The organism is Pedobacter cryoconitis, assembly GCF_001590605.1.
GTDB lineage: Bacteria > Bacteroidota > Bacteroidia > Sphingobacteriales > Sphingobacteriaceae > Pedobacter > Pedobacter cryoconitis_A.
Map to the genome: position 1 here is coordinate 1,266,901 of NZ_CP014504.1, position 23,707 is coordinate 1,290,607.

24 protein-coding genes are annotated in these 23,707 nt (G+C 36.9%); 11 read left to right on the forward strand and 13 right to left on the reverse strand.

Annotated elements, in window-relative coordinates; translation table 11 throughout:
* The first annotated feature begins 7 nt into the window (after positions 1-7).
* The 3 genes from AY601_RS05385 (at position 8) to AY601_RS05395 (ending at position 4,352) form a co-directional block, all read left to right on the forward strand.
* Positions 8-886 carry a hypothetical protein gene (locus AY601_RS05385; RefSeq protein WP_068397556.1) on the forward strand — a complete coding sequence of 293 codons (879 nt, stop codon included), beginning with the start codon at positions 8-10 and terminating at the stop codon, positions 884-886.
* Complete coding sequence (locus AY601_RS05390; protein WP_084359115.1) at positions 880-3,066, forward strand: peptidase domain-containing ABC transporter; 2,187 nt, start codon at positions 880-882, stop codon at positions 3,064-3,066. Before AY601_RS05385 ends, AY601_RS05390 begins: the two co-directional genes overlap by 7 nt.
* Positions 3,067-3,158: 92 nt before the next feature.
* Positions 3,159-4,352: a multiheme c-type cytochrome gene (locus AY601_RS05395; protein WP_068397558.1), complete on the forward strand. Its 1,194-nt coding sequence runs from the start codon at positions 3,159-3,161 to the stop codon at positions 4,350-4,352.
* Between the two features lie 69 nt (positions 4,353-4,421).
* Here AY601_RS05395 and AY601_RS05400 read toward each other — a convergent pair whose 3' ends face one another.
* Positions 4,422-5,789 carry an NAD-dependent succinate-semialdehyde dehydrogenase gene (locus tag AY601_RS05400; protein ID WP_068407213.1) on the reverse strand — a complete coding sequence of 456 codons (1,368 nt, stop codon included), beginning with the start codon at positions 5,787-5,789 and terminating at the stop codon, positions 4,422-4,424.
* 607 nt (positions 5,790-6,396) lie between these two features.
* Complete coding sequence (locus tag AY601_RS05405; RefSeq protein ID WP_068397560.1) at positions 6,397-7,668, reverse strand: chloride channel protein; 1,272 nt, start codon at positions 7,666-7,668, stop codon at positions 6,397-6,399.
* 131 nt (positions 7,669-7,799) lie between these two features.
* On the opposite strand from AY601_RS05405, the gene AY601_RS05410 reads away from it, so the two are divergent.
* The 3 genes from AY601_RS05410 to AY601_RS05420 are packed head-to-tail and all read left to right on the forward strand — an operon-like array spanning position 7,800 to position 9,372.
* Entirely contained in the window at positions 7,800-8,033 is a 234-nt protein-coding gene (locus tag AY601_RS05410; protein WP_068397562.1) for a hypothetical protein, read from the forward strand.
* A 34-nt stretch (positions 8,034-8,067) separates the two neighbouring features.
* Positions 8,068-8,757, forward strand: coding sequence for a Crp/Fnr family transcriptional regulator (locus tag AY601_RS05415; protein ID WP_068407217.1), 690 nt, complete (start codon positions 8,068-8,070; stop codon positions 8,755-8,757).
* Positions 8,758-8,787: 30 nt separating this feature from the next.
* Positions 8,788-9,372 (forward strand): uracil-DNA glycosylase family protein, encoded by a 585-nt coding sequence (locus tag AY601_RS05420; RefSeq protein WP_068397565.1) that lies wholly within the window; start codon positions 8,788-8,790, stop codon positions 9,370-9,372.
* A gap of 46 nt (positions 9,373-9,418) precedes the next feature.
* On the opposite strand, the gene AY601_RS05425 is transcribed toward AY601_RS05420, so the two are convergent.
* From AY601_RS05425 to AY601_RS05460, 8 genes are all read right to left on the reverse strand, one after another.
* Positions 9,419-10,555 (reverse strand): NADH-dependent flavin oxidoreductase, encoded by a 1,137-nt coding sequence (locus AY601_RS05425; RefSeq protein ID WP_068397568.1) that lies wholly within the window; start codon positions 10,553-10,555, stop codon positions 9,419-9,421.
* 28 nt (positions 10,556-10,583) lie between these two features.
* Complete coding sequence (locus AY601_RS05430; RefSeq protein WP_068397571.1) at positions 10,584-10,862, reverse strand: putative quinol monooxygenase; 279 nt, start codon at positions 10,860-10,862, stop codon at positions 10,584-10,586.
* 17 nt (positions 10,863-10,879) lie between these two features.
* Positions 10,880-11,950, reverse strand: a complete 1,071-nt coding sequence (locus tag AY601_RS05435) for an NADH:flavin oxidoreductase/NADH oxidase (RefSeq protein WP_068397573.1) — start codon at positions 11,948-11,950, stop codon at positions 10,880-10,882.
* Between the two features lie 80 nt (positions 11,951-12,030).
* A complete protein-coding gene (locus AY601_RS05440) occupies positions 12,031-12,417 on the reverse strand; it encodes a nuclear transport factor 2 family protein (RefSeq protein WP_068397575.1) in 387 nt (128 codons plus the stop codon).
* 5 nt (positions 12,418-12,422) lie between these two features.
* Positions 12,423-12,980 (reverse strand): nuclear transport factor 2 family protein, encoded by a 558-nt coding sequence (locus tag AY601_RS05445; protein ID WP_068397578.1) that lies wholly within the window; start codon positions 12,978-12,980, stop codon positions 12,423-12,425.
* Positions 12,981-13,251: 271 nt separating this feature from the next.
* Complete coding sequence (locus tag AY601_RS05450) at positions 13,252-13,893, reverse strand: SDR family oxidoreductase (RefSeq protein WP_068397581.1); 642 nt, start codon at positions 13,891-13,893, stop codon at positions 13,252-13,254.
* 19 nt (positions 13,894-13,912) lie between these two features.
* A complete protein-coding gene (locus AY601_RS05455; RefSeq protein ID WP_068397584.1) occupies positions 13,913-14,776 on the reverse strand; it encodes an AraC family transcriptional regulator in 864 nt (287 codons plus the stop codon).
* Between the two features lie 584 nt (positions 14,777-15,360).
* Entirely contained in the window at positions 15,361-16,719 is a 1,359-nt protein-coding gene (locus AY601_RS05460) for a DUF6055 domain-containing protein (protein ID WP_068397587.1), read from the reverse strand.
* Between the two features lie 628 nt (positions 16,720-17,347).
* On the opposite strand from AY601_RS05460, the gene AY601_RS05470 reads away from it, so the two are divergent.
* The 4 genes from AY601_RS05470 (at position 17,348) to AY601_RS05485 (ending at position 19,627) form a co-directional block, all read left to right on the forward strand.
* Positions 17,348-17,620, forward strand: coding sequence for a hypothetical protein (locus AY601_RS05470; protein WP_068397593.1), 273 nt, complete (start codon positions 17,348-17,350; stop codon positions 17,618-17,620).
* A gap of 143 nt (positions 17,621-17,763) precedes the next feature.
* Positions 17,764-18,342: a Crp/Fnr family transcriptional regulator gene (locus tag AY601_RS05475; protein WP_068397596.1), complete on the forward strand. Its 579-nt coding sequence runs from the start codon at positions 17,764-17,766 to the stop codon at positions 18,340-18,342.
* Positions 18,343-18,449: 107 nt separating this feature from the next.
* Entirely contained in the window at positions 18,450-18,866 is a 417-nt protein-coding gene (locus tag AY601_RS05480; RefSeq protein WP_068397599.1) for an ABA4-like family protein, read from the forward strand.
* Positions 18,863-19,627 carry a hypothetical protein gene (locus AY601_RS05485; protein WP_068397602.1) on the forward strand — a complete coding sequence of 255 codons (765 nt, stop codon included), beginning with the start codon at positions 18,863-18,865 and terminating at the stop codon, positions 19,625-19,627. Before AY601_RS05480 ends, AY601_RS05485 begins: the two co-directional genes overlap by 4 nt.
* Before the next feature lie 118 nt (positions 19,628-19,745).
* Here the strand turns inward: AY601_RS05485 and AY601_RS26300 are convergent, their stop codons facing one another.
* The 3 genes from AY601_RS26300 to AY601_RS25575 form a co-directional block, all read right to left on the reverse strand.
* A complete protein-coding gene (locus AY601_RS26300; RefSeq protein WP_420480555.1) occupies positions 19,746-19,865 on the reverse strand; it encodes an AraC family transcriptional regulator in 120 nt (39 codons plus the stop codon).
* A complete protein-coding gene (locus AY601_RS25570) occupies positions 19,834-20,019 on the reverse strand; it encodes a glycosyl hydrolase (RefSeq protein ID WP_232324699.1) in 186 nt (61 codons plus the stop codon). The genes AY601_RS26300 and AY601_RS25570 overlap by 32 nt, the downstream gene beginning before the upstream one ends.
* Positions 20,020-20,213: 194 nt before the next feature.
* Complete coding sequence (locus AY601_RS25575; protein WP_157287719.1) at positions 20,214-20,378, reverse strand: hypothetical protein; 165 nt, start codon at positions 20,376-20,378, stop codon at positions 20,214-20,216.
* Positions 20,379-21,196: 818 nt separating this feature from the next.
* Between AY601_RS25575 and AY601_RS05495 the strand changes: the two genes are divergently transcribed.
* A complete protein-coding gene (locus AY601_RS05495; RefSeq protein ID WP_157287721.1) occupies positions 21,197-23,509 on the forward strand; it encodes a hypothetical protein in 2,313 nt (770 codons plus the stop codon).
* Positions 23,510-23,707 lie beyond the last annotated feature (198 nt).

Genomic DNA, 23,707 nt, shown 5'->3' on the forward strand with positions numbered 1-23,707 from the left:
TGAAAGAATGAAGCTAAAAAAAGGAATTTTAATACATAACCAGCTAGAACAAGGTTATGAAGTAGTCCATATTAATTCTGGAACCGTATTACATACAGCACTGGTGACCGAGCCTGTTAACTTTCACGGCATGGTTTATACGCCTCAGTATGAAGATAATGCCCGTATCGCTAAAAGAGACTGGAGAGCTTTAAATCGCGAAGAAATAAGAGGCATACAAGCGAAAGATAAACGGAACGATTATAATACGATTTATCTGGGTGATATTCCTGAAGCATTAAAAGCATGCTTTAAGCGATTAGACCTGGCTAATTCCAAGAGCCGCGAAGAGGTATTTGAGAAATTTTCAGGTGATGCAGCATTGACTAAAGAACTAAGCTCGAACCTCAATTCCTTTTTATCGCCGCTTGCAGACAACAAACCATTTAATTTTCATTGTATTGGGACCAACTTGCCTAATATAGAGATGGTTGCCTGTAATACGACTAAATTACCCAAGGATTTTAAACCTAAGGATATTAAATATATGGGTATGCACAATGATGGGACCCAATCTATGACCATCCATACCGCTCATAAATTCGGGAACCGGATTTCTATTAATTTAGGCAATGATACCCGGTCATTTTTATTTGTAAACCTATCCATGATACAGGCTTTAAATATGATCGGAAAGAAAATAGACCTCAAAAAGAACAACGTTAATATTGCAAACATACCCAAGTTCTTTTTTGAACATTTTCCTGATTATCCGGTCATCAGGGTGCAGCAAAAACCTTATCAGTATTATATTGCTCCAACTGACAATTGCTTTCACGATGGTTCCACTTTAGGCAATAAGGAATTGGATATTACGATGGTTTATTTTGGGGCTTTCCAATGCTGAAATTTTACAAGTATCCCTTTCAGAAGCAATTAGACTTAATGGACTGTGGTCCCGCTTGTTTAAAAATGATTTCTGAATATTATCAGATCACAACCAGTATATCAGAATTAAGAGAGCTATGCAATACTTCGCGCCTTGGAAGTAATATCGGGGATATTATGTACGGCGCGGAACAGGTGGGCTTTAAGGCTTTGGTATTTAAAACTACGATAGACTATCTTAAGGAAAAACAACCTTTTCCATGTATTATTCACTGGAGGAAAAACCATTATGTTGTTTTATACCAGATTAAAAATGGGAAGTATACGATTGGTGACCCTGCCTATGGGTTTGCAGTTTTGTCCGAAAAAGAATTTACAGAGGGCTGGGCGGGCAATGGGGAAAAGGGGATCGCTTTATTTGTCGAACCTGATTTAGAAAGTGATTATATCACAAAAACTGCCGGCGCTGAAGGAAAAAGTATAGGCTGGCAATTTGTAGATTTTCTCAGGCCACATGTAAAGCAGATAGGCTTTCTTCTTTTGGTGATCATGATTGCCAGTGCGATATCCATGCTTATTCCAAGAACTATTGAGTACATGACGGATAAGGGGGTAGAAAAGAAAAACATAAATATTATATGGAAAGTCCTGCTGTTTCAATTTGTATTATTCGGGAGTTTAACCTTTACAAATTATATCAGAAGTTTAATCCAGGCAAAACTGAGCACTAAGTTAAGTATTGGTATTATCTCAGATTTCCTGGTAAAGCTACTGATGCTGCCGATTTCTTTTTTTGACACCAAGAACCATGCAGATATTTATCAGCGGATAGATGACCATTCCAGAATTGAAACTTTTCTGTCTACAAAATTGGTGTCTTTTATCTTTTCGATATCGCTTTTAGTGGTGTACATTTTACAGATGTTCTTTTTTGATAAATACATTGTAATAAGCTTTCTATTGTTCACAGCTTTATCATTTGTGTGGTTTTTCTTGTTTATGGAGCGGCGTAGAAAGCTTGATTACCGCAGATTCGGGCTCGCTATTGAAGAAAGACATTATTTGAATGATTTGATCTCAGGTATGACGGAGATCAAGCTTAATAACGCACAATCGGGAAGAGTAGACAGCTGGCAGGAATTGCAACATAAATTATATGATTTCAAGTTAAGTAACCTGAAACTTTCACAGCTACAGCAGAATGGGATAAATACAGTCAATCAGTTGAAAAGTATTTTTATAACTTTTTTATGTTCGTACTGGGTAATTAACGGCACGATAACTTTTGGGGTGATGCTGAGTATCGGTTATATCGTTGGTCAGCTGACGCTGCCAATTCAGGACATCATGAATTTTTTTCACGACTATCAGGACGCAAAAACTTCCTTTGAAAGATTAAATGAGATACAATTAAAAACAAATGAAAATGATCAGGGGAAAATTAGTTTTCCTGGTGAGCTGAATAGGGGATTCGATGTAAATAATCTGTCTTTTAAATACGCTGGGATTCATAATCCTTATGTGCTGCGGGGAATAGACCTATTTATCCCCAAGGGAAAAATTACGGCTATAGTTGGTACAAGCGGCAGTGGTAAGACCACATTAATGAAGCTATTGTTATCATTTTATCAGCCTCAGGACGGTGCTATTTTAATTGATGATATCAATTTGCAAACTATCAATACAGATGAGTTCAGAAGCCAGTGTGGAGTAGTGATGCAAGACGGATATATATACAGCTCGTCTATTGCACAAAATATAGCCATGAGCGAAAAAAATGTAGATATTGAGCGGGTTTACCAGGCACTTAAAATTGCTTGTCTAGACGAATTTGTCGCATCACTTCCACAAAAACACAACACAGCACTAGGCAGTACCGGAGTAGATTTAAGTGGTGGGCAAAAACAACGTTTATTCATTGCAAGGGCAGTCTATAAAAATCCTCAGATCATTTTTTTTGATGAAGCTACGAATGCACTGGATTCAAATAATGAGCGGGCAATCATGGATAATCTGGAGCATTTTTTTATTGGTAAAACTGTATTGGTAATTGCACACAGATTAAGTACTGTTAAGAATGCAGCACAAATTGTGGTGCTGGAAAATGGAGAAATTGTAGAGCTTGGCTCTCATGCAGAGTTAACCAGAACCAGAGGCAAGTATTATGAGTTAGTGAAAAATCAGCTCGAGCTCGGTTAAAGCAGTCCATTTATGCTTTTTTATCAGCTGTAGTGAATTTTTTTACTATTTTAGTTAGCGATAAAATACTAATATTCTAACCAAGCTAATGTATGGGCCGGAGACGCTTCTTCCTGATTTTTTGTATTCTGGCAATTTTTGTGTTTGCGATTGTAAAATGTACACCAGTAAAAAGTAAAAGTAACGACAGCAGGGGACCAGCCTACGCCGGGAGTGCTACCTGTGTAAGTTGTCATCAGGACCTTACAAAATCTGCGGTGCACAATTCCCATTTTAATGCTTCAAAAATACTCACTGCACCTGGTTCTGCAGACAGCCTGCATATACCTGATGGAGAGTTCATTTTTAATGAAAACACTAAAGTGCAGGTAAAAAACCGTGCTGATGGCCTGTATCAGTCTGCGCTGCTCAATGGTGTGGACAGAAAAACTGAACATACAGCTATGATTTTTGGTGCAGGAAAAAGCGCGTATACATTCGCATTCTGGTACGGCAAACAACTGATGCAAATGCCATTGAATTACCTGACCAAAGAACATCAATGGGTAAACAGCCCGGGTTTCCCTGAAGACCAGATTTATTTTGGCAGGCCAATCATTGCGCGTTGTTTAGAGTGCCATAGCTCTTTCGCGGACAAAAAGCTGGTACAAGGGCCTAATTTTTCAATCACGGAAGAATATGTTAAAAACTCCATTATCGCAGGTATAGATTGCGAACGTTGTCATGGCCCTGCGGCTCAGCACGTCACCTTTCATCAAGAGAACCCTACGGTGAAAACGGCCAATTTTATGGTGAGTTATAAAAAACTGGCGTTATCCCGAAGAATAGATGCATGTGGGGTATGTCATTCAGGAACGGGTATCCAGACGGTGAGTTCAACCTTTAATTTTAAACCGGGAGATACGTTAAAAACATTACCTCAATATAATGCGTATAGCGGAGAAGATCCCGATGTACACGGTAAACAAAAGCCACTGCTTGAGGCTAGTTTGTGTTATAAAATTGGTAAAGCAGAATGTATTACCTGCCATGATATGCATGATAATAAGAGCTCTGGCGTGGCAATTTATTCCGCTAAATGTATCAGCTGTCATCAGGATGTGAAACATGAAACATTGAAAGAGAAGAACAAAGCTGTGCTGGCAAAGAACTGTATCGACTGCCATATGCCCATCAAAGAATCTCACGCTATTGGTTTTCAGATGAGCAACAGCAAAGAAAAGATACCCTATAAATTACGTACGCACCGTATTGCAATTTATAATGAGCTGGTTAAGAGAAAATAATAGTCATGAAATGATTTGTAGCTGTAATGAATTTTAAGCGTTGAACTTCAACGCTTAAAATCCTCTAAATTATTTAACGTATACCGTTTTGATATTTACAAATTCAAGAATCCCAAAACTACCCAGCTCCCTGCCATAACCAGAAGTCTTTATACCTCCAAAAGGTAAGCGCGGATCAGATTGTACGCGTTCGTTTACAAAACATGAGCCGGCTTCCAGTTCAGTTGCTGCAATTCGCTCGCCTTTGGCAATATCTTTGGTAAATACGGCTGAACCCAATCCAAAAATGCTGTCATTCGCAATACGAATGGCATCGTTTTCGTCTTTTGCTGAAATAATCGACGCAACCGGGCCAAAAAGCTCTTCATCATACCCTGTCATACCGGGTAATACATTGGTGAGAATAGTGGCAGGATAATAAGCATTGTTCCCTTCAGGTAATTCACCACCAAGAATACAAACTGCTCCTTTTTCAATTGATTTTAAGACTTGTGCATGAAGCTCGTCGCGTAGATCTATCCGTGCCATCGGTCCAATGTCTGTATCCATTTCAAGTGGGTTGCCCATTACGCTTTTCTTCATTTTATCCAGGAACAGTTGAGTGAACTCAGCAATAACTGATTCTTCAACAACAAATCTTTTAGCAGCAATGCAGCTTTGACCACTATTAGTGAGACGGCTGGCGACACAGATTTCTGCAGCCTTTTCCAAATCTGCGTCTGCCAGAACCACGTAAGCATCGCTACCTCCTAATTCCAGTACTACCTTTTTAAGCATTGCACCTGCCTTACTGGCAACAGTAATACCAGCGTTGGTACTGCCTGTAAGTGTTACAGCCTTGATACGTGGATTTTCGATGACTTTTTCAACCATCTTGCTGCCAATCAAAAGCGTTTGAAAAACGTGAGCAGGAAAGCCGGCCTGAACAATCATTTCTTCAATAGCTAAAGCGCAACCCGGAACGTTTGAAGCATGTTTTAAAACACCACAGTTTCCCGCGATAAGTGTTGGTGCCAAAAACCGGAATACCTGAAATAATGGAAAGTTCCAGGGCATTACGGCTAAAACTATACCGATTGGCTGGAAGCTGACATAACTTTTTGAGGCTTCAGTTTCGATAATTTGATCTGCAAGCAGGCCCTCTCCATTGATCGCGTAATATTCGCAGCATAAGGCGCATTTTTCTGCTTCGGCCAGTCCTTGTTTAACAGGTTTTCCCATTTCATTGGCCATTAATATGGCCAGCTCATTTTTACGCTCCCGCAAAATTTCGGCAAGCCTGTTCATTAGTGTTCTGCGTTGTATAGGAGTGGTTTTTTTCCAGTCCAGCCAGGCGCTATGTGTTTGCTCAATCTTCTCAGCTACTTGTTTTTCATTAAGCGTTGGATATTCTTGAATTTGCTGCCCATTAACCGGATTTATTGATGAAATATTCATAGGTGCGGATTTTTTATTTTGATTGTCAGTATTTTTTTTCTGTTTAATTACCTGCCAAAACTGAGCCAAATAAACAAGATTACGATGTGCCTTGTTAAGGCATGGTTTTGGTATAGTACTGTAGGGGTAGTGGTATACATTGAAGTAGGGTTGAAGAAGCGTTCGACTACCCTTGAAGTAGCCCAGGCTACTTCAATACTACTTCAATGCTAGTTCAATACTAGTTCAACCTACAACACAACCCCTACAGTACCCCTATAAAACCCTATCAGATCTTACCGTGAAATTACTTGAAATCATGTCTTATAGTAAGATTGAATTTGCACCATTGCAACAGCAAATATGGAATTACAGCTTATTTATTTTAAATGCTCGTGCAACGTTTCGCTATAAAAATTGTCAGTATTAAAAGTTGGATTACAAATGGAGAATCCAATCACGGCAATAGCCAGATTTAGTTTAGTTAATTACTGAAAGCATGTTAAAGGTGGATGCCACACATGCTTTCTAAATAGTGAACAAAGGAGCATGTTTATTTACATGATACCAGCCAAATTCTTCATGGCTCATACTGCTGCATCTTCTTAAGGATATAGTGAGTTTGATCCTATTTATCCATACCCATTTGAGCGTGTATCAATGGAGATTTAGGCGCCAGAAAATATCCTGTTAAACTTGCGAAAATAATAGGTACAATATTTTGAAAGCCTGTCATTGCACCAAGTAAAATAGTAATACTCACAGGCGTTCGTGTAACCGAGGCATTTAAAGCGGCCATGCAACAGACAGTAATTAAGGTAAGGTTTTGTCCGGGAAATAAATGATAGATAACTAATCCCAGAACAGTGCCAGCGAATAGTAGTGGGATAATAAAACCACCTCTCCAGCCTGAGGTTGCTGTAATTGCAATGGCTATTAGTTTCATAATCAGCAATAGGCATAAGAACTGGATCGTGAAACTTCCGCTAAGTACTGCTGTGAGTTGCTCATGCCCAAAATATCGGGTAAGAGGAATAAAATAAGCAATCGTTCCCAATAAGAAGCCGCCCAATGCCAGTTTATAATAAATAGCTAATGAGATTTTATTGAAGAGCAGCTTAAATGACTTGATGAACAGGGTAAATAGCCATCCGGTAGCCGCACCAGCTAAAGAGTAGGCAACAGCATAAAAGATGTCCCAGATTTTTGGGTTCTTATACGGAGGAAAGTTCCAGGCAGGCCCGAGATTAAGGTGTGTGATCAATACAAAAACGAGGTAACTTGCACAACTGGCCACCAGTGCTGGCATAAAAGCCTTATAATACTTGGTAACGTGCTTATGATCTAATATTTCTAAAGCAAATAAGCTTCCTCCAAGCGGTGCCCCAAAAAGAGCTGTAAATGCGGATGCCATCCCAGCAATGGTAATAGAACGTACATCTTCTCCTTTATAACCTAATTTACGTGAAATATACGTCCCTGTAGATCCAACCACTTGTACTAGTGGTGCTTCTGGCCCTAAGCTGCCTCCAGAGGCTATGCAGATCAAAGAAGATAAAATCATTGATGGATTGCTTTTGGGGTTCAGCCGGCCTCCTTTAAAATGTATATTATCTACCATCAAATCAATTTCGCCCGGATCACCCAGTTTATAAATGATCAATCCTGCTGCTAATCCGGCAATAGTCATTAAAGGAATAACAAATATTCCTTCTATAATTTTTAAAACTGTTGTGATATGCTCTAATACAATCCAGTAGCCACCAGAAATGATACCACCGATTATACCAATGATAGTCCAGAGCAGAAAGTCTTTATTGTAAACAAAGGGGTTAATTTTTAAGGGGTTCTTTAAGGTGTGCCGTAATTCAAAAATCTTTTTTGAGGTGGAATGTTTCATTGTTAATCAAAATATTTTTATTGTATTATATATTGCAAATGTAATATAAATATGGTTTTTTTATTTAAAAATGTTAATATTATATTGCTTGTGAAATATTAATAGTATTTTTGAGGTCTAATGTATATGTTATGAAAAAGATAAATGTTTTGTTAATAATTATAGGGATTATATTTATTGGCGTTGGTTTTTTAACCTTTACTAATCTGACAACTGTGAATAGCGTAGATTCGCATGCATGGACTATAAATTTGAATGGAATCAAATCTTTTCAATGGCCGGCTTTTACAGGCGGGGTTCTGATTGTAATTGGAATTATTTTCCATATCGCAGATGATGGACATGATAAAATAAAGATTGGCTAAATTCGTGCAGCTAAATGATGGTAAAATAATAAGGATGACAAAAACAAAAAATACCTGTGATTTAAATACCTGTTTTTTATGCAGGTTCTGTTTAAAAGAATGGAAACTTGCTATCGATGCCAATAAGCAAAATATCAAAATTAAAAAAGGTCAGCAGGTATTTAAAGAAGGAGAGGAAGTCAGGGGTATATTCTTTGTCTATAGCGGAAAAGTGAAAGTCCATAAGAAATGGGATGATGAAAAAGAACTTATCGTTCGTTTTGCCCAAAAGGGTGATGTTATAGGCCACCTGGGATTAGGTGGCTCAGGACATTACCCTGTTTCTGCCACTGCAATTGATGATGCTATAGTTTGTTTTATTGGGCTGGATTTTTTGGAATCAACGATGCATGTGAATACGGACTTCGTGATACAACTGATGCGCTTTTTTGCTGGTGAATTACAAGAATCAGAAAGAAGAATGAGTAATCTTGCGCATATGAGTATCAAGGGAAGAGTACTGCAGGCGCTTCTTTCGCTGCAGGATCAATTTGGTGTCGATGATCAGGGCTTTATAAATATTGAGTTGACCAGACAAGATATTGCTTCTTATACCGGCTCTTCTTATGAATCATTGTTTCGGACAATCAACGATCTTTTAGCCGAGAATATGATTGTAATTTCGGGTAAAAGCATTACAATTACTAACATTGATGAATTTCGTAAAATAACTGAAAATTATTAAGAATTATTTTTGTCCTTTAATCTTAAACCTTTGGAAGAGCTTTTAAAAGAGATCCGGGCCTGCATAATCTGTAAGGGGCAATTACCTGATTTTCCAAGGCCCGTAGTGCAGGCTAGTGTTGAATCTAAGATTGTTATCATAGGGCAGGCCCCCGGACAAAAAGTTCAGCATAGTGGTATTCCATGGGATGATCAGAGCGGAAATGAATTAAGAAGATGGTTGGGGGTGAGTAAGGAACAATTCTACGACGATAAACTGTTTGCTTTAGTTCCAATGGGGTTTTGTTATCCTGGCAAAGGTAATTCTGGTGATCTTCCCCCTCGTTCTGAATGTGCACCCAGATGGCATCAGTCCTTAATGGCTGAGATGAAAGATATTAGATTGATCATGCTTATCGGCCAGTATGCCCAAAACTATTACCTGAGAGATATAAAGAATACGACACTTACTGAAAGGGTAAGGGATTTTAAGAATTACCTGCCTTCATTCTTACCGATTGTACACCCGTCACCAAGAAATAAGATCTGGCAAAAGAAAAATCCGTGGTTTGAATACGAGGTCGTACCATTTTTGAGAGATTTGACAGCTGACATTATTCAGTTGAGTTCTATTTAAGCTGCCAAATCATTCAAAATTCCTGCTGGTGATCTGTTTTGTCCTCTTAGTCTTCCATTGGCACCCAGCCTTTCAGTGTTTCAAATATTGCCATTAATTTTGATGGGATTTTTTTGTCTTCTGCTGTATTAGGTTTAAGGATTGAAATGATTTTTTCTTCTTCTCCATTTTGAGTTAATTCTACCCAATCAGGATTGATTACTAAAGTTCTGCCTATTGCCACCATAGAAACACCGTAGTCTAAAACCTGATTGGCCATTTGAGGTGTTGTAATGCCTCCGGCAACAAGAACAGGAACTCTGTTATTCACATAATTGTTTAATACAACTGATATAGGCTGTGCTGAATGTCCCGGATCAACTGGTTTTTGATTGACAGCATCAAACAAAGAGAAATGCAAATAATCGATCTGCTCAGTAATTAGTCTATCCATCAGAATGTATGTTTCTGATAGTCCATAAGTCTGTTGCGGCATTTCTTCAGGTGAGATTCTATAGCCTATAAGAAAAGGAGCTTTAGCGTGTTCAGAGACTACTTTTTTCACCTCTCTTACAATTTCCATGCTAAGTCTTAAGCGATTTTCAAGAGAACCTCCCCATTGATCATTTCTTTTATTAAAAAATGGAGATATAAAATTTTGAAGCAAAAATCCGTGGGCTCCGTGAATTTCAACTCCATCAAAACCAGCTTCAATCGCTCTTCTCGTGGTTTCACCAAATGCTTTGATAATTTCTAAAATTTCATTTTCACTCAATTCTTTTGGAATATTTTCTTTATCAGATAGTAGAATAGTTCCACTCAAAACAGCGCTTGAACTTACCACCTCGCCATTAGGAATAAGACCAGGGATTGCTTTGTTCCCTGCATGAAACATCTGTAATATTGCTGGTGCTCCGCCACTTTTAGCTGCATCTGCGAGCTTTTTAAGGCTTGGAAGGAAAGTATCGTCGTATCCTGCAAATTCGTGTGTAAAACCGATGCCATTTGCCGTAACATGCGTACATCCTGTGATCACCAATCCTACACCATTTACTCTTTTCTTATAATATTCTACTTCTTCGTCAGCTATAGTAAAGTCATCATTAGATGCCCAGGTAGTCATAGGTGACATAACGATTCTGTTCTTTAAACTTATACCATTCCCAAATAATAAGGGAACAAACAGGTTATTGTATTTATTCATTGCTTAAAAATTAAAATTATACTACGAATTACTTAGACCGATAACTTATTGGATTCTCCTGTAATTTGTGAAATATTGCAAAAAACTCTTTAGAGTAGGATTGTTCATTATGTAAACTCAGCCCATCTAAACTTTCCCATTTTTCATTAAGAATAAAGATGTTTTTGTCTTCAATGCTTTGATGAACATCGTATCCGATGCAGGCATCTTCTTTTTTAGACAATTCCGGAAGCTTGTACAATAGATTTTTCACCTCTTGTTGATGCTCCGGCTTTGCCTTTACAATAACTGTTAAATAAATATTCATATAATTGTGTTTTGATATTAAAATGCCAGTTCATATGCTTTTGGAACAGGGATTTCTGAACGAAGTTGTTTTGCTGCTTCTAAAGGAAAATAGGGGTTTCTTAAAAGTTCACGTGCCATGAAAATAAGATCGGCATCTCCATTGGCCAGAATAGTTTCGGCTTGATGTGGATTGGTGATCATCCCTACGGTCCCAACAAGTAATTGATCTTTAATTTCGCGTTTAATAGTACTTGCAAACGGTAATTGATAGCCTGAACCGACTGTAATTTTAGCATCTGGAACTGTACCACCGCTGGAAACATCAACAATATCAATGCCCTTCTCAGCTAATTTTCTGCTTAACCACAATGAATCATTTATATTCCATCCTTCTTCCATCCAGTCTGTCGCTGAGATACGAACCGCAATAGGAAGTTCTGCAGGCCACACTTCTTTTACCTTATCAATAATTTCGAATAAAAATTTCGCTCTGTTTTCAATACTTCCACCGTAGCAATCGGTTCTTTTATTTGGAATAGGAGATAAAAATTCATTGATTAAGTATCCGTGAGCGCTGTGAATCTCAATCAGTTCAAACCCTGATTTTAAGGCCCTCACAGCAGCATCTACAAAAGCTTGTTGTACTGCTTCAATGTCTTTTATAGTCATTGTGCGAGGTGTTTGCATTGCTGGTGAAAAAGCAATGTCAGAAGGTGCAATTACTTCCCAGCCATTTTCATCATCAGGCAGTAGTGGACGGCTCTCCCGTCCAGAAGCCCAGGTACTTCCTTTTCTGCCGGCATGAGCCAATTGAATAGCAGGAACACTTCCAGCGCTTTTTATAAAAGACGCAACTTTGGTGAGCATCGCTATATGTTCATCTTTCCAGATCCCCAAATCTCCGACTCCGATGCGCCCGTCAGCCCGGACAGCTGTTGCTTCTAACATGACTGCACCTGCTCCCCCTATGGCTCTGGAGCCATAATGTACCAAGTGCCAATCACTTGCAAATCCATCCTCAGCCATATACATACACATAGGTGAGGTGACAATTCTGTTTCTAAGCGTAATTGATTTTACAGTCAACGGACTGAATAATTTTGACATTTCTATTTTTTTGACATAAAGCCCCACTGGAAGCAATAATATGCTCCCAGTAAAACTCTGAAGTAATGATTTTTGATTATTTATTTAGTGTACAGATGGAATAGTTTTGCAACAACTTTCCATTCTCCATTAATTTTGATCAATGAATGGTAATCCGTGAAATCCTCATCTGCAGCATCATGTTCCATTTCAATGCGAACAATTGCTGTGGTAGGTGTTTTATGTAAAACCGTAAGATTGGTTTTGATATTTGGTGCTGCGCCAAATTTTTCAACGTAGGTATAAAGATTATCTATGCTACCTTGTGATAAATCATCGCCTAAATGGCCATACATAACCGCATCTTGATGGAAGGTCTTTTTTAATTGCTCAACGTTTCCGGTTTTTAATCCCTGAACATATCCTTCCATTGCTGCCAGGACATCTTCATAATCTTGAACAGTGTTGATATTTTGATTTGCTGACATGATTTCTATTTTATTACCTGATAAATTTTACTGATGATTTTCCAATCGCTGCCGTCTTTTACCAATGTAAACATATCGGCATATTTGTCAGCTCCAAATTGTGATTCGATTCTTACTATTGCGGCATTTCCTTCTACATCCAAAGTGATCAGTTTATAACTTGCTTCCATTGGCTTCGCTGCCGAAAATCCATCAAACAATACTTGAATGGGAACACTTTTTAATTCTCCGTTTTCTGACCAGGACATCGTTGCAGTTGACGCAAATGCTGGTTTTGCAATATTACCGTCGCCTTTTCTTCCTGCTTCCACATACAATTCTATTGGCTTCAGGATGCCATCTTTTTGTTCTTGATTGTTTTGCATAACTTCTTTTTTATTATTTTGACTATAACTATTTTGAGATGAAATTAATAGGCTTCCAATTGTCAGGGCAGAAAATACTAGTACAGTTGGAATTGAGGAAAACAGTTTTTTCGCTATGTTTCTACTGCTTTTTTGTGATCCATCAGCATTTAATTTTGCTGAGTGGGTAAGGTCATTTTGTTTATGATTGTCTGGCATAAGTTATCTCGTTTATTTTCAGTATTCTTTAAATGAGATTAATATACTGTCAAGTAATAGCAGAATTATTAAGCTCTTTTTCTTTAACAAAGATACAGTGACGAGAATCCGATGGTTTTTCTAATTAGCTCAAAGATTTTGACTAATTAGTCCTTTTTTGGGATAAAAGGAGTTGGGGAATTTATTAACTGATTATTAGTTTAAGATAACATTCAATAGGGGGGATGCTTATCTGACACATTAATAGGGTATTATTCAGGATAGACATGGTCTATGTTATCCTGACTGAATGTAAAGCATCATGAATTGGAGTATCCCCGTCCTGCATAAGAATTACCTTTCCAATGGTTGAGTCATCTTCCAGTATCGCCACAAGCGTAGCTACAACATTAGCAATAGAGTTAGCTCCCGGGCTGGTTACATTTGTTTCTATTTTTCCAGTGCCCTGTTCCTCTTTGAGCGCCCCAGGTTGCAGTATAGTATAATCTAACTGAGTTTGAGTAGTGAGGTATAAGTCAGCGTAATGTTTAGCAATATTATAATCTGTTAAATCATTCAGGAAAGATTCCTTCCAGTGTTCCGGTTGTAAAGCGAAAACAGAACTAAGCAAGATATAGCGTTTTGCCCCAACTCTTTCTGCAGCCTGCATAGTTTTTATTGCTCCATGTAAGTCTATTTGTAAAAGATTTTTACCTCTGGATCCGGATACAAAATATACGGCATCTACTCCATTCGTGCTTTCTGTAATAGAATTTACATCATCTAGTAAATCAATATAGCGATGCTCAACATTACCAGAATTATTTATTGGTTTTGCATGTCTTGAACCAGCCACAACTTGATGTTGAGTGGCCAGTTTTTTGATTAAAAGTGAGCCAACTCTTCCATTTGCTCCGATTACTAATACTTTCATAGCTTCTTATTTTGATTATTTAAAGACGAAAAACAGTAGGCGCTTGCCCATGAAATTCTTTGAATATTCTTGAAAAGTGAGATGTATTCTCAAATCCTAAAGTGTAACAAATCTCTGAAACAGACATCATTGTTGTTTCCAGCATGTCTTTCGCTTTTTCAAGCCTTTTTTCTCTTATCCATGTTGCAGGTGCAACATTGTATATATTTTGAAAATCTCTCTTGAAGCTAGACACACTTCTACCAGAAAGGTATGCCAATTCTGAAACAGACACGGGAGAAGCATAATGTTGTTCCATCACGTTTCGGATATCAGTCCGTACAGGCTCGTGCAACTGCAGGATCTGTAAAAACATATTTCGGTTACATTCAGCAACATCATATAACAATTCGATAATTTTTAGACGAAGCTGTCCGGGATGAACTACAGAATGATCGAAAAAATAGGGTTTAAGGGATTGGGCAAATGCAACAAGACATTCATTCATTGGGTAAACGCCTGTTTTGATTTCACCCTCAGGTTTTGATACCTTAATTTCTGAGGTTGACAGAAATGACTTTAGAAGATCATCTTTAATGCTGAACATTAAGCTGTCGTAAATATTATCATTATCTGTATTTCCGAATTTATGATATTTTACAGCAGTTGCTTTTTTTAGCAAAATCATATCGTTCTTACCTAGCTTATATTCTTGTTTTCCATAAGTGAGAACGACAGATCCTTCCAGTACAATAAGGAGTAAATGCTGTTCGAGATACATCGTTCCCTTAACTTCCGTACTGTGTATGCACTGCTCGATTACAGAACAACCATCTAACATCAGGGAGTTTTGCGGAGCATCACAACCAATCAATGAAGTTGGAACTTTAATCATTTTTTTCATTTAATTATTTTTTGATGTAATATGGCATTATACAATCGACGGTACCAGATTAGTATGGTGTTTCATGAATTTGGATATTTAATGCTCAATCTTGCAAGTAATTTATTGTATTGATATTCGGTAGTTCGCCTTCAAAACCTGAAAGTTATAATAAGAAAAATATGATTAATCTTCAATTCTATGGTATCGATTACAAAGGTATAACGCATTTATACATGCGTATGTTCTTTTAAGGTCAAATATTTTTACTAAATAGTCCATTTCTTACTTATCCCTTGAGATACTAATTGTGTGCAGTTTTGTAAATCCTCAAACAATTTATTCTGCCTGGAAATGATCAAATGTCAAAGAGCATGTTGCTAAAAACAATGGGTTAATGAGAAAATAAAAAGAGAAGATCCATTTTGATAGTCTCTCAATAACCCCGAAAAATTAGTAAAAAATCACATTAGCGATTTGGCAACCGTAATCCGGCTTTTAATTAAAGGAGTACTTACTTGCTTTCAAGTCGACCAAAGCAAAGCCAGCTTCATTGTCGTTGCAGGACGACATGAAGCTGGCTTTTTGCAGGTACTGTTTATCACTTATAAGGATTTGGGCTGGGTATTTGTGAATTTTACTTTGTAAGGGAATTTAGGTATTTGACTTGCTGTCATTCCCCATTCATGATTAAAGTGTGTTTGAGGAGCTCCTGAAACAACAAGCCATACACGGCTTGTATTAGCTGGTTTGGTGAATAAAAGCGACCCCTGGGCATCTGCTCCTATTGTACTGTAAGTAGGTATTCCACTGCTGTTCACACTTACAAACCCATATCTCCACCCCTGTAGATTAACAAATGTCCCATTGTTGATGCCACTAAAGTTTACTGTTGCAGTATTGGCTGTAGGGACATTCAATTCAATAACATTAAAACCATAACATTCAGGCGCAGTCGCCTGGTCAACCGTATAATACTGATCGGCCGGGTTATAATTCAGTAGTGTTTTAAATATAGCATTCTGGCTTTGTGCAGCTGCCCTTACGTATTGGCCATTAGGGAGATCCCAATTTACGCAACGTCTGGCATAATCAAGGATTTCATTGTTAAGTACTGACTGGCTGCTGTTGGTAATGCGCTTGTAGGTTTGCAGTGGATGCTCAGGGCTAGTGGCCGAACGCCATAAGCGGCCAAGAAAGTCTTTCCCATATTTCAGCTTCCAATATTCCTGAAGATGAAAGGACTGGTACCGTATTTCTTCATTTGAAAAATTCTTATAGCAATTGTCATAAAAGAATTTTATATCATCTAAAGATCCTGCAGGATAGGTCTGACGCGACATATATTGGGCGCATTGTTCCCAGAAAGAACCCACATAATTTTGGTCCCTGTAGCCATAAGTTCCATCACAATGAACCTGATATTGAAAGGTATGTCCCAACTCATGTGCAAGGACAGAATTTATATTTACTGCGGCAGGTGAGACCCATAGTGCGCCAACAACGTTGTCAAATCCGGCACCTTGGGCTAACCAATCTGTGGAGTATTTCACTAAAATCATCAGTTTTTTTGTGTCCAGGTTTGATGCCTGTCCCGTAAATTTTAAGGTATCACGATAGCTCTTGTAAACCTGCTCTGCTTTCAACAGTATATCTGCTTTGTTGAAACGCAAACTTACGTTTGGAGCTTGAGAGGGATTGGTGGTAAAGCCTTTATCCCAAAATATAACAATATTGGCCGAAGTAGCCATTCTTGCGTAACTCCATTCAGAATTGTCATTATTCAGGTCTATACCTTGCCATTCATTTGGAATATAAATGTTTTTCTCCGCTGCCAATGCTAAATTAGCTCCCATCAATGCTGGTTTTTCATTTGTAGCGTCTTTTACATTTGCAGCCTCTTTTTTACAAGAGGCAATCATTACCGCAAGTACGATAATCATCATTTCTAATTTTCTTTTCATAGGTTGAGTTAGGTTGGTTTATTGTTTTTCAGAAACATTACATCTGGTATGTCATATTTCTATTTTTTTAGTCTACAATTTCTTATGGTTTTATGTTAATAATAGACGTTTAAATTTATACACTTAGTGGTAATAATAATTACCTTATATTAACTGATAGTCATTGTAAATTGTCGCAGAGTTATTCCTGAAATACTGAATTATAACTTGTAGAATTACCTTCATTTCTAAGATTTTCTTAATAGGAAGCAAAGAAGTGATTTGGAAATAAATAATAACTTTAAAAATAAGATGTTATGCTAAAAAGTTTTGTTGCGCTTTTGTTGAGGTTGGAAGCTATGTTAAACGCTAGTAATCGTTATATGGTGAAAATAACCAGATGCAAAAATCAAGGTTTAAACAATATGTGGATGGTTTTGGAATTCGACTCGCTGGATAACGCACCTTTTTTTAATATATTTCAGCTGCAAATGCTGTATTTCCAATACACAAAATAAATCTCAAATACGGGTAGAGCAAGAGCTGAAAAATATATAGTTTTAGATTAAGGCTATATTCGAGGCTAATTCAGCTGAATGGCGTTGAATAGTTTTTGTGTGATGGGGATACTGACTCTTTGATGAAATGAGTGAAGACGAAAGACGAGCTGCTCCAGGTTAAAATAATCATCATAAGTGACGAGATTTATGTTGCTATGAATAATCCCTTTCAACAAAGCTTCAAACAGACTTATTCAGCTATTGCCCCAACTTTCCAAAGCATCAGGTACAACAGTATTTATAATAGATCAGTGGCACTGGCCATCAGTTGGAAATTTGGGGGGGGGCGTCGGGAAAAAGAAAATGGCAACGGTATCGAAGAACACATTAATAAGTCATCAGTACTGCGGTTAAAACCATGAAATCTAGTAGCAAATCCACCAACATAGATATTTGCATATACCTGATTCCATTGAGTAAACTGATTCTTTTAGAGAGGCTAAAATAATTATAATTTCATATATATTTGGTTACGTTAAATTGAGTGATCCCAACTGAACATTATATGTACGAAATTATAACGCAATCTTTACGTGCTTTGGTAGATTTTAATGATGAGGAGCTTTTCCTGTTCATGCAGCGGCTTAAACCATTGAATTTAAAAAAGCATGACTTTTTTCTTGAATCGGGTAAGGTTTGTAAGGGAATGGTTATTATTCAGAAAGGCGGATTGAGGTATTTTTCAAGAAGTGAAAAGGGTGATTATACCTTAGGATTTTCATTTGAGGGTGATTGGCTTGGTGATTATGAAAGTTTTCTCTTGCAGACGCCATCTGCTGATTATATAGAAGCTTTAGAAGACAGTGAGTTATTTGTTTTAAGTTATGCAGATATGCAGGATTTGTATAGCTATAGTCAGCGTTTTGAAAAGTTTGGCCGGCTAATCGCTGAAAGACTCTTTATCGATGCCGTTAAAAGCAAGCGAAATTTAATTATCCAGTCTGCTGAAGACCGCTATCTGGAATTAATTGAAGGTAAACCTCAGATTTTGAACAGACTTCCTCAACATCTTATCGCCTCTTACCTTGGGATTCAACCGCAAAGCTTAAGCAGGATTCGGGCAAAATTGGCCAACCGACGTTAACATAGGTTAATAAGCCAGTTACGCTTTTTAACTCCATATCATTTTATAGCTAAGAAATTCCCTTCACTTTTGTGGTGTTCAGTTTAACAACTTAAACCACAACTCAAATGAATCCAGCAAATGTTTTTTCAGTCGTCGGGGCAATTGCCGCCCTGCAATGGTTTTTGTTAATCTTCTTGCCTCATTGGAAGATTACACAATTGTTAGTTCGATATCGTGTCATTCCAATGGTTCTTTCTGCCATTTATTGTATATACATTATCGGATTTTTTAGTGTTCAAGGAGCAGGTTTTGGGTCGATTGCTGAAGTAAGAACGCTTTTCAATAACGATCAATTGCTCCTGGCAGGCTGGGTACATTATCTTGCTTTTGATCTTTTGATTGGTTTTTACATTCTTCAATCTGCTCAGTCAAAAGCCATTTCGCACATACTGGTAATTCCATGTCTGATCCTGACTTTTATGTTTGGACCCTGTGGTTATTTACTGTATCAGGTTATACGAAAAATCAAAACTTCCATATGAAAATGCTATTTAACAGGATCAAGGCTATAAGCCCAATTTTATATTACTTTTCCCTGGGATATCTGGCTTTATTTTTAATGTTGGTTATGCTTGCTCAGTTTGACCACAGGCAACTTTCAGGTGTTAATTTGTGGCTCAAACCTGGTAAATTTGCTTTATCTATTGCCTTATATTGCTTAACATGGCCGCTTTATTTACAATTTCTGCCCTTTAAATTGTTAGGTCGCCGTTTTGCAAATTTTACAGTCTTCGCGATGAGCTTTGAAATGATTGCAATCGTTTCGCAGGCAGCTAGAGGACAGATGTCTCATTATAATATTTCAAGTACCTATAACGCGCTTGTTTTTAGTTTGATGGGTGTTGTAATAGTTGCACAAACGTTATTTGCATTATATGTTGGCTTCACATTTTTCAAAGTAAAAGCGCTGAGCCTGAGTCCCGCTTTGCTATGGGCAATCCGGTTGGGAATCATCGTTTCGTGTATTTTTGCGCTTGAAGGAGGTATAATGGCCTCAAGGCTTTCACATGCTGTTGGCGTACCTGACGGGGGGCCTGGTTTACCCCTATTAAACTGGAGCCGAATTGCTGGTGACTTACGGATTGCACACTTCATCGGAATGCATGCATTACAGATTTTGCCTTTATTTGTAATACTCAGTGGTATAAAGAATAGCCGTCCTGTCCTGATCTTTGCATTGCTCTATTTTGCCCTGGTCTCTCTGTTATTATATAATGCAATGCTCGGAAGACCACTTTTCTAAAAAAAAACTCATTACTAGATAAAAATATGAAAATTTTAATGTTCGGCCCGGGAGTTATCTCCGCTCAATATGGATGGATAGTAATCTGGACAAGAATGAACAACATTCAAATTCCGCGCTACAAAACATGATGATTCCACTTCCGATACTCAGTAGGTCGTAATCCCGTCTTCTCCCTGAATATTCTTGAAAAATAGAAACTGGAATCAAAGTTTAGCTTTCCCTCTGGGAATACCAACGTTTACTTCTAAAAAAATCAGATTCCCAATACCAACCTTTTTCATCGATTCTAAATCTTTAGTCATGGTTTCGGCAGTCATATTGCCATCCATAAAATACCAGTAAACCCCAGGTTTGTAACTGTCATCAGGTTTCAAAAATTCCAATTTCATTTTTGTTAGCTGTTCATTCGATACATTGGCAAAAAAGCAGGAAATTGCAAAAGGATGGGAAAAAGTCTTATACTTATAATTTTTAGCTATGCTCAAATGTTTAAGCTGTTTGGTTTTGCAGAAGATGCTTAAAAGTATAGAAAGTGGCCTGCTCATCAAATGGATTATTTGATAAATAAAATGAACATTTTGTCTTATTGTAAATTTTGCGGGTAGTCTCTATAGACGGTAATAAAAAAAATTACTCCAAACATTACATCAGAACGAAATATATCTTTATTTAGACGCTCATTATCAGATAATTCGGTAACGCATATTTTTGGAAGTTCTTTAAGATTGTCTTTGGTTTCTTTTTTCATATCTCTCCTAAATTATATTGTGATTTAAACATACTATCTGGATTACACAATCTCAGTTAGGTATGATAACTAAGTTTAGTGGTACCCAAAGGTGTCTTCAAATTTATGATAGGCTTTCCCGGATTTCCATAAATAGTTTCTTTTCCACTAATGTAGACCATTAGCGTTAAGGATTATCCTCATGCGTAGAAAATGTCCGTAATTGTCCGTGGCTGTCTGCAATTGTCCGCAGTTGTCCGTGGGTTAGTTCAATGGAAAATTATAATTTCATTAATCTTCAACTAGTTATGGTTTGGTTGTGCCTGAGTGGTGATCGGGATGACACCAAGTTGTAAACGGGCTGTAAGCATGGTAAGTCTATGTCATTTCAACTAGTTGTTTTGACTTAGACTTGCCATGCTCTCGCGTTACTTTAGCATTGCTCTTACCCTAACGAGTACCCGGCCAGTACTCAGGCAGTACCCGGACGATACAGGTTCACTCGGTGCTGATCAAGTCACCCGGGCTTCAAGTATAGCGAATTGATTTGGGACGATCATCTATCTAAATAATTGCCCGGATTTTTTCGACTTTTCAGCAGTCTGGTTTTTCGGGGGGAGGTCAACTTCAGTGCATAAATGACATGGATTTTAAAAGTACGTCCATTTTTTGCATTTATCAATCTAAAAACACATTGTCGGCAGAAAAGAAAATGCATGGTTTCAAATTTTATTTATTATACTAAAAATTTATAAAAATTAAAGTAAATTTAAAAATCGAACACTTATTGCGCTATTGAAAATAGTTCATGATTAAATTAATATTTATAGCTACAATTTATGATAAGAATTTTAATGTTGATTGTATCAATGCTCGCAGCTTCATGTTCCCAACAGAAATCTACTTATAAAATAGATGATTTAGATTCGAATGGCGAAATCAATTTACAAAAATGGAATTACATCATCTTTCATGATGATACATTGCATAAAAGTCCGGATAAAAATAAAGACTATATGAAATCAATTGGTTTAGGTTCTGAATTAGATTTTGCTAGCAACCCCAATTCTAATGGAATTTTCAGAATAAATCACTTTTTCTCAAAAGTTCCTCACACAGATGGCTTCAAAAGTTCAAAAGAATCTATTGTCGGGTTTGAAGAAATTAGCAAGTCGGATTTAACTGGATCTATTATTTATATGTATTGTAACATCATTTCTTCAAAAGATCAAACCGGATATATGATGAGTAGGTCTACTGATGGGTTAAAATTATGGGTTAATGGTAAAGAGATACTTCATACCGCTGAAACACGTGGATTTGAACAGTATTTCTCGGATTATGTAAAAATCAATTTGCATAAGGGTGATAATAACATTTTATTGAAGAAGGTTGTAAATAGTACCGATTTATTGATTGAAGTTAAATTAGCCAATTACAGCAGTGCTGTGAGAGAATATAAAAAGACTTCTACCGGGCTTATTCTAAGCAATGCCATAGTTCTAGATACGATTAAACTTAGAGAAAACCAGGAGAAGTCCTTGAAAGAAGCGGTTTCTTATCAATTTAAAAATATTCAGGGCAACATTGTTTATACCACAACCAAAACACCTAATTCCTCTCAAAATATAATTACTTCATCTTTAACAGAAGGCTGTGCCTACATGTGCTCATTAACATTAGGCGGTCAAGTGATTAGTCAACCTTTTTTTAAGGGAAACCCAGATAAATATTATGAAAGAATAAATACAAACAGATATTCATTTAATGATCACGTGCAGCAACAGATTGAACCATATATGTATAGACTGGATAAACTATTGAAACATGATTCCAGGAAATCAGATTGGTGGTGGTCATTTAAAGTTGCCAATTTAATATATGAAATAGAAAATTGTATAACTAAGCAAAAAAACAAATACCATAACGATCTAACATTTGGAATCCAGTACAGAACCTATCTTTCGACACTTGATTCAAGTATGCAGGATTACTTGCTGATAACCCCAGATAGTTTAAGCAGTCATGAAAAAGTGCCTCTGGTTTTGGTATTACGGCCATTCATAGAAACCCAGCACCCTTTTTTGACATCACCACAAATGTCAAGATATTGGGGATTATTATGGGCAAAAAATCTTTCAAATAAATATCGATATACGATCTTGATGCCCTCAGCCAGGCTCTATCAGCACGAACCAATGACCCCCATTGCTGAAGCTGACATTTTTCAGGCTATAGAAGATGTGAGTAAATTTTATTCAATTGATAAAAATAGAATTTACCTGCATGGGAATTGTTCTGCCGGATATAGATCCCTGGTCTTAGCAGAACATCATCCCCACTATTTTGCTGCTATGGGACTTTATGCACCTGTTACTCATTTGCTCAATGAAAATTCATGGATTATTAAGAATTCTCCACAAAAAAACATGAATAGTTATAAAACTATTCCAACAATATTACATTATGACCCTGTAGACACACACAATCCATATTCTGAATTTAAAGATTTCATTAAGGATTGTCATATAAAACAAATCCCTCTGACTATTTCCACAAAGAAATATTCTGGCTTACATTACAATGTTCACCTTGTCGGTGAAGAGGCATTTGATTTTTTTAAAGATAAAAAGAGGTCGACCGAGTTTAAAGCAGCTATTAGTCGTTCAGAAAATCCGGAGCGCACCATAAACCAACCTGTTATATTAGATTTTTTTGGCCACCCTTATCTATTTGTGGTAAATGAAAAAGATCTGGCAAAGCAGGGTAAAACAGCTTATGTGGCAAGAATGATCATGAAAGAATATGAGAAACTACTATTTGCCCGCTGTCCTATTAAGTATGACAGCGAAATTACTACCCATGATTTTGAAACTAAAAATTTGTTTTTTATCGGACATAATTTTAATAATAATCTAATTAAAAAATCACTTAAGAATATTTCCCTTTCGATCAAACATGATCAGGTAAAAATAAACAATACCCTATACCAGGGGGAAGGCATTACATTTGAAGCAATTTTTAGCAGCCCAATTAATAGCAAAAGGAATATAATTGTTTATAGTACAAACTCCATTTTGAAGTTTGAGCATAAAATATTATCCCCTTGGAAAAGTGGGTTTCAAAGACAAATAGCAATTTATGATAATTAAATCTATTAAATAATCAATTTAAGTTGTATTAAATTTATACTACACGATATGGCTTTTAAAAGTTTAAAAAAATGATATTAATTTCTAAATAAAATCATCAATTAAATAAAATATCGTTAAAATACTCTAGTTATATTAATAATATAACAAAAAACAACATTAATATTAAATAATTAACTCAGAAAATTAAAAATTAGA

What these genes read in the sequence shown, in the direction of transcription:
- AY601_RS05385 (WP_068397556.1), top strand. Translation starts at nt 8, where the DNA reads ATGAAGCTAAAAAAAGGAATTTTAATACATAACCAGCTAGAACAAGGT.
- AY601_RS05390 (WP_084359115.1), top strand. Translation starts at nt 880, where the DNA reads ATGCTGAAATTTTACAAGTATCCCTTTCAGAAGCAATTAGACTTAATG.
- AY601_RS05395 (WP_068397558.1), top strand. Translation starts at nt 3,159, where the DNA reads ATGGGCCGGAGACGCTTCTTCCTGATTTTTTGTATTCTGGCAATTTTT.
- AY601_RS05400 (WP_068407213.1), bottom strand. Translation starts at nt 5,789, where the DNA reads ATGAATATTTCATCAATAAATCCGGTTAATGGGCAGCAAATTCAAGAA.
- AY601_RS05405 (WP_068397560.1), bottom strand. Translation starts at nt 7,668, where the DNA reads ATGAAACATTCCACCTCAAAAAAGATTTTTGAATTACGGCACACCTTA.
- AY601_RS05410 (WP_068397562.1), top strand. Translation starts at nt 7,800, where the DNA reads ATGAAAAAGATAAATGTTTTGTTAATAATTATAGGGATTATATTTATT.
- AY601_RS05415 (WP_068407217.1), top strand. Translation starts at nt 8,068, where the DNA reads ATGACAAAAACAAAAAATACCTGTGATTTAAATACCTGTTTTTTATGC.
- AY601_RS05425 (WP_068397568.1), bottom strand. Translation starts at nt 10,555, where the DNA reads ATGAATAAATACAATAACCTGTTTGTTCCCTTATTATTTGGGAATGGT.
- AY601_RS05430 (WP_068397571.1), bottom strand. Translation starts at nt 10,862, where the DNA reads ATGAATATTTATTTAACAGTTATTGTAAAGGCAAAGCCGGAGCATCAA.
- AY601_RS05435 (WP_068397573.1), bottom strand. Translation starts at nt 11,950, where the DNA reads ATGTCAAAATTATTCAGTCCGTTGACTGTAAAATCAATTACGCTTAGA.
- AY601_RS05440 (WP_068397575.1), bottom strand. Translation starts at nt 12,417, where the DNA reads ATGTCAGCAAATCAAAATATCAACACTGTTCAAGATTATGAAGATGTC.
- AY601_RS05445 (WP_068397578.1), bottom strand. Translation starts at nt 12,980, where the DNA reads ATGCCAGACAATCATAAACAAAATGACCTTACCCACTCAGCAAAATTA.
- AY601_RS05450 (WP_068397581.1), bottom strand. Translation starts at nt 13,893, where the DNA reads ATGAAAGTATTAGTAATCGGAGCAAATGGAAGAGTTGGCTCACTTTTA.
- AY601_RS05455 (WP_068397584.1), bottom strand. Translation starts at nt 14,776, where the DNA reads ATGAAAAAAATGATTAAAGTTCCAACTTCATTGATTGGTTGTGATGCT.
- AY601_RS05460 (WP_068397587.1), bottom strand. Translation starts at nt 16,719, where the DNA reads ATGAAAAGAAAATTAGAAATGATGATTATCGTACTTGCGGTAATGATT.
- AY601_RS05475 (WP_068397596.1), top strand. Translation starts at nt 17,764, where the DNA reads ATGTACGAAATTATAACGCAATCTTTACGTGCTTTGGTAGATTTTAAT.
- AY601_RS05480 (WP_068397599.1), top strand. Translation starts at nt 18,450, where the DNA reads ATGAATCCAGCAAATGTTTTTTCAGTCGTCGGGGCAATTGCCGCCCTG.
- AY601_RS05485 (WP_068397602.1), top strand. Translation starts at nt 18,863, where the DNA reads ATGAAAATGCTATTTAACAGGATCAAGGCTATAAGCCCAATTTTATAT.
- AY601_RS25570 (WP_232324699.1), bottom strand. Translation starts at nt 20,019, where the DNA reads ATGAAATTGGAATTTTTGAAACCTGATGACAGTTACAAACCTGGGGTT.
- AY601_RS25575 (WP_157287719.1), bottom strand. Translation starts at nt 20,378, where the DNA reads ATGAAAAAAGAAACCAAAGACAATCTTAAAGAACTTCCAAAAATATGC.
- AY601_RS05495 (WP_157287721.1), top strand. Translation starts at nt 21,197, where the DNA reads ATGATAAGAATTTTAATGTTGATTGTATCAATGCTCGCAGCTTCATGT.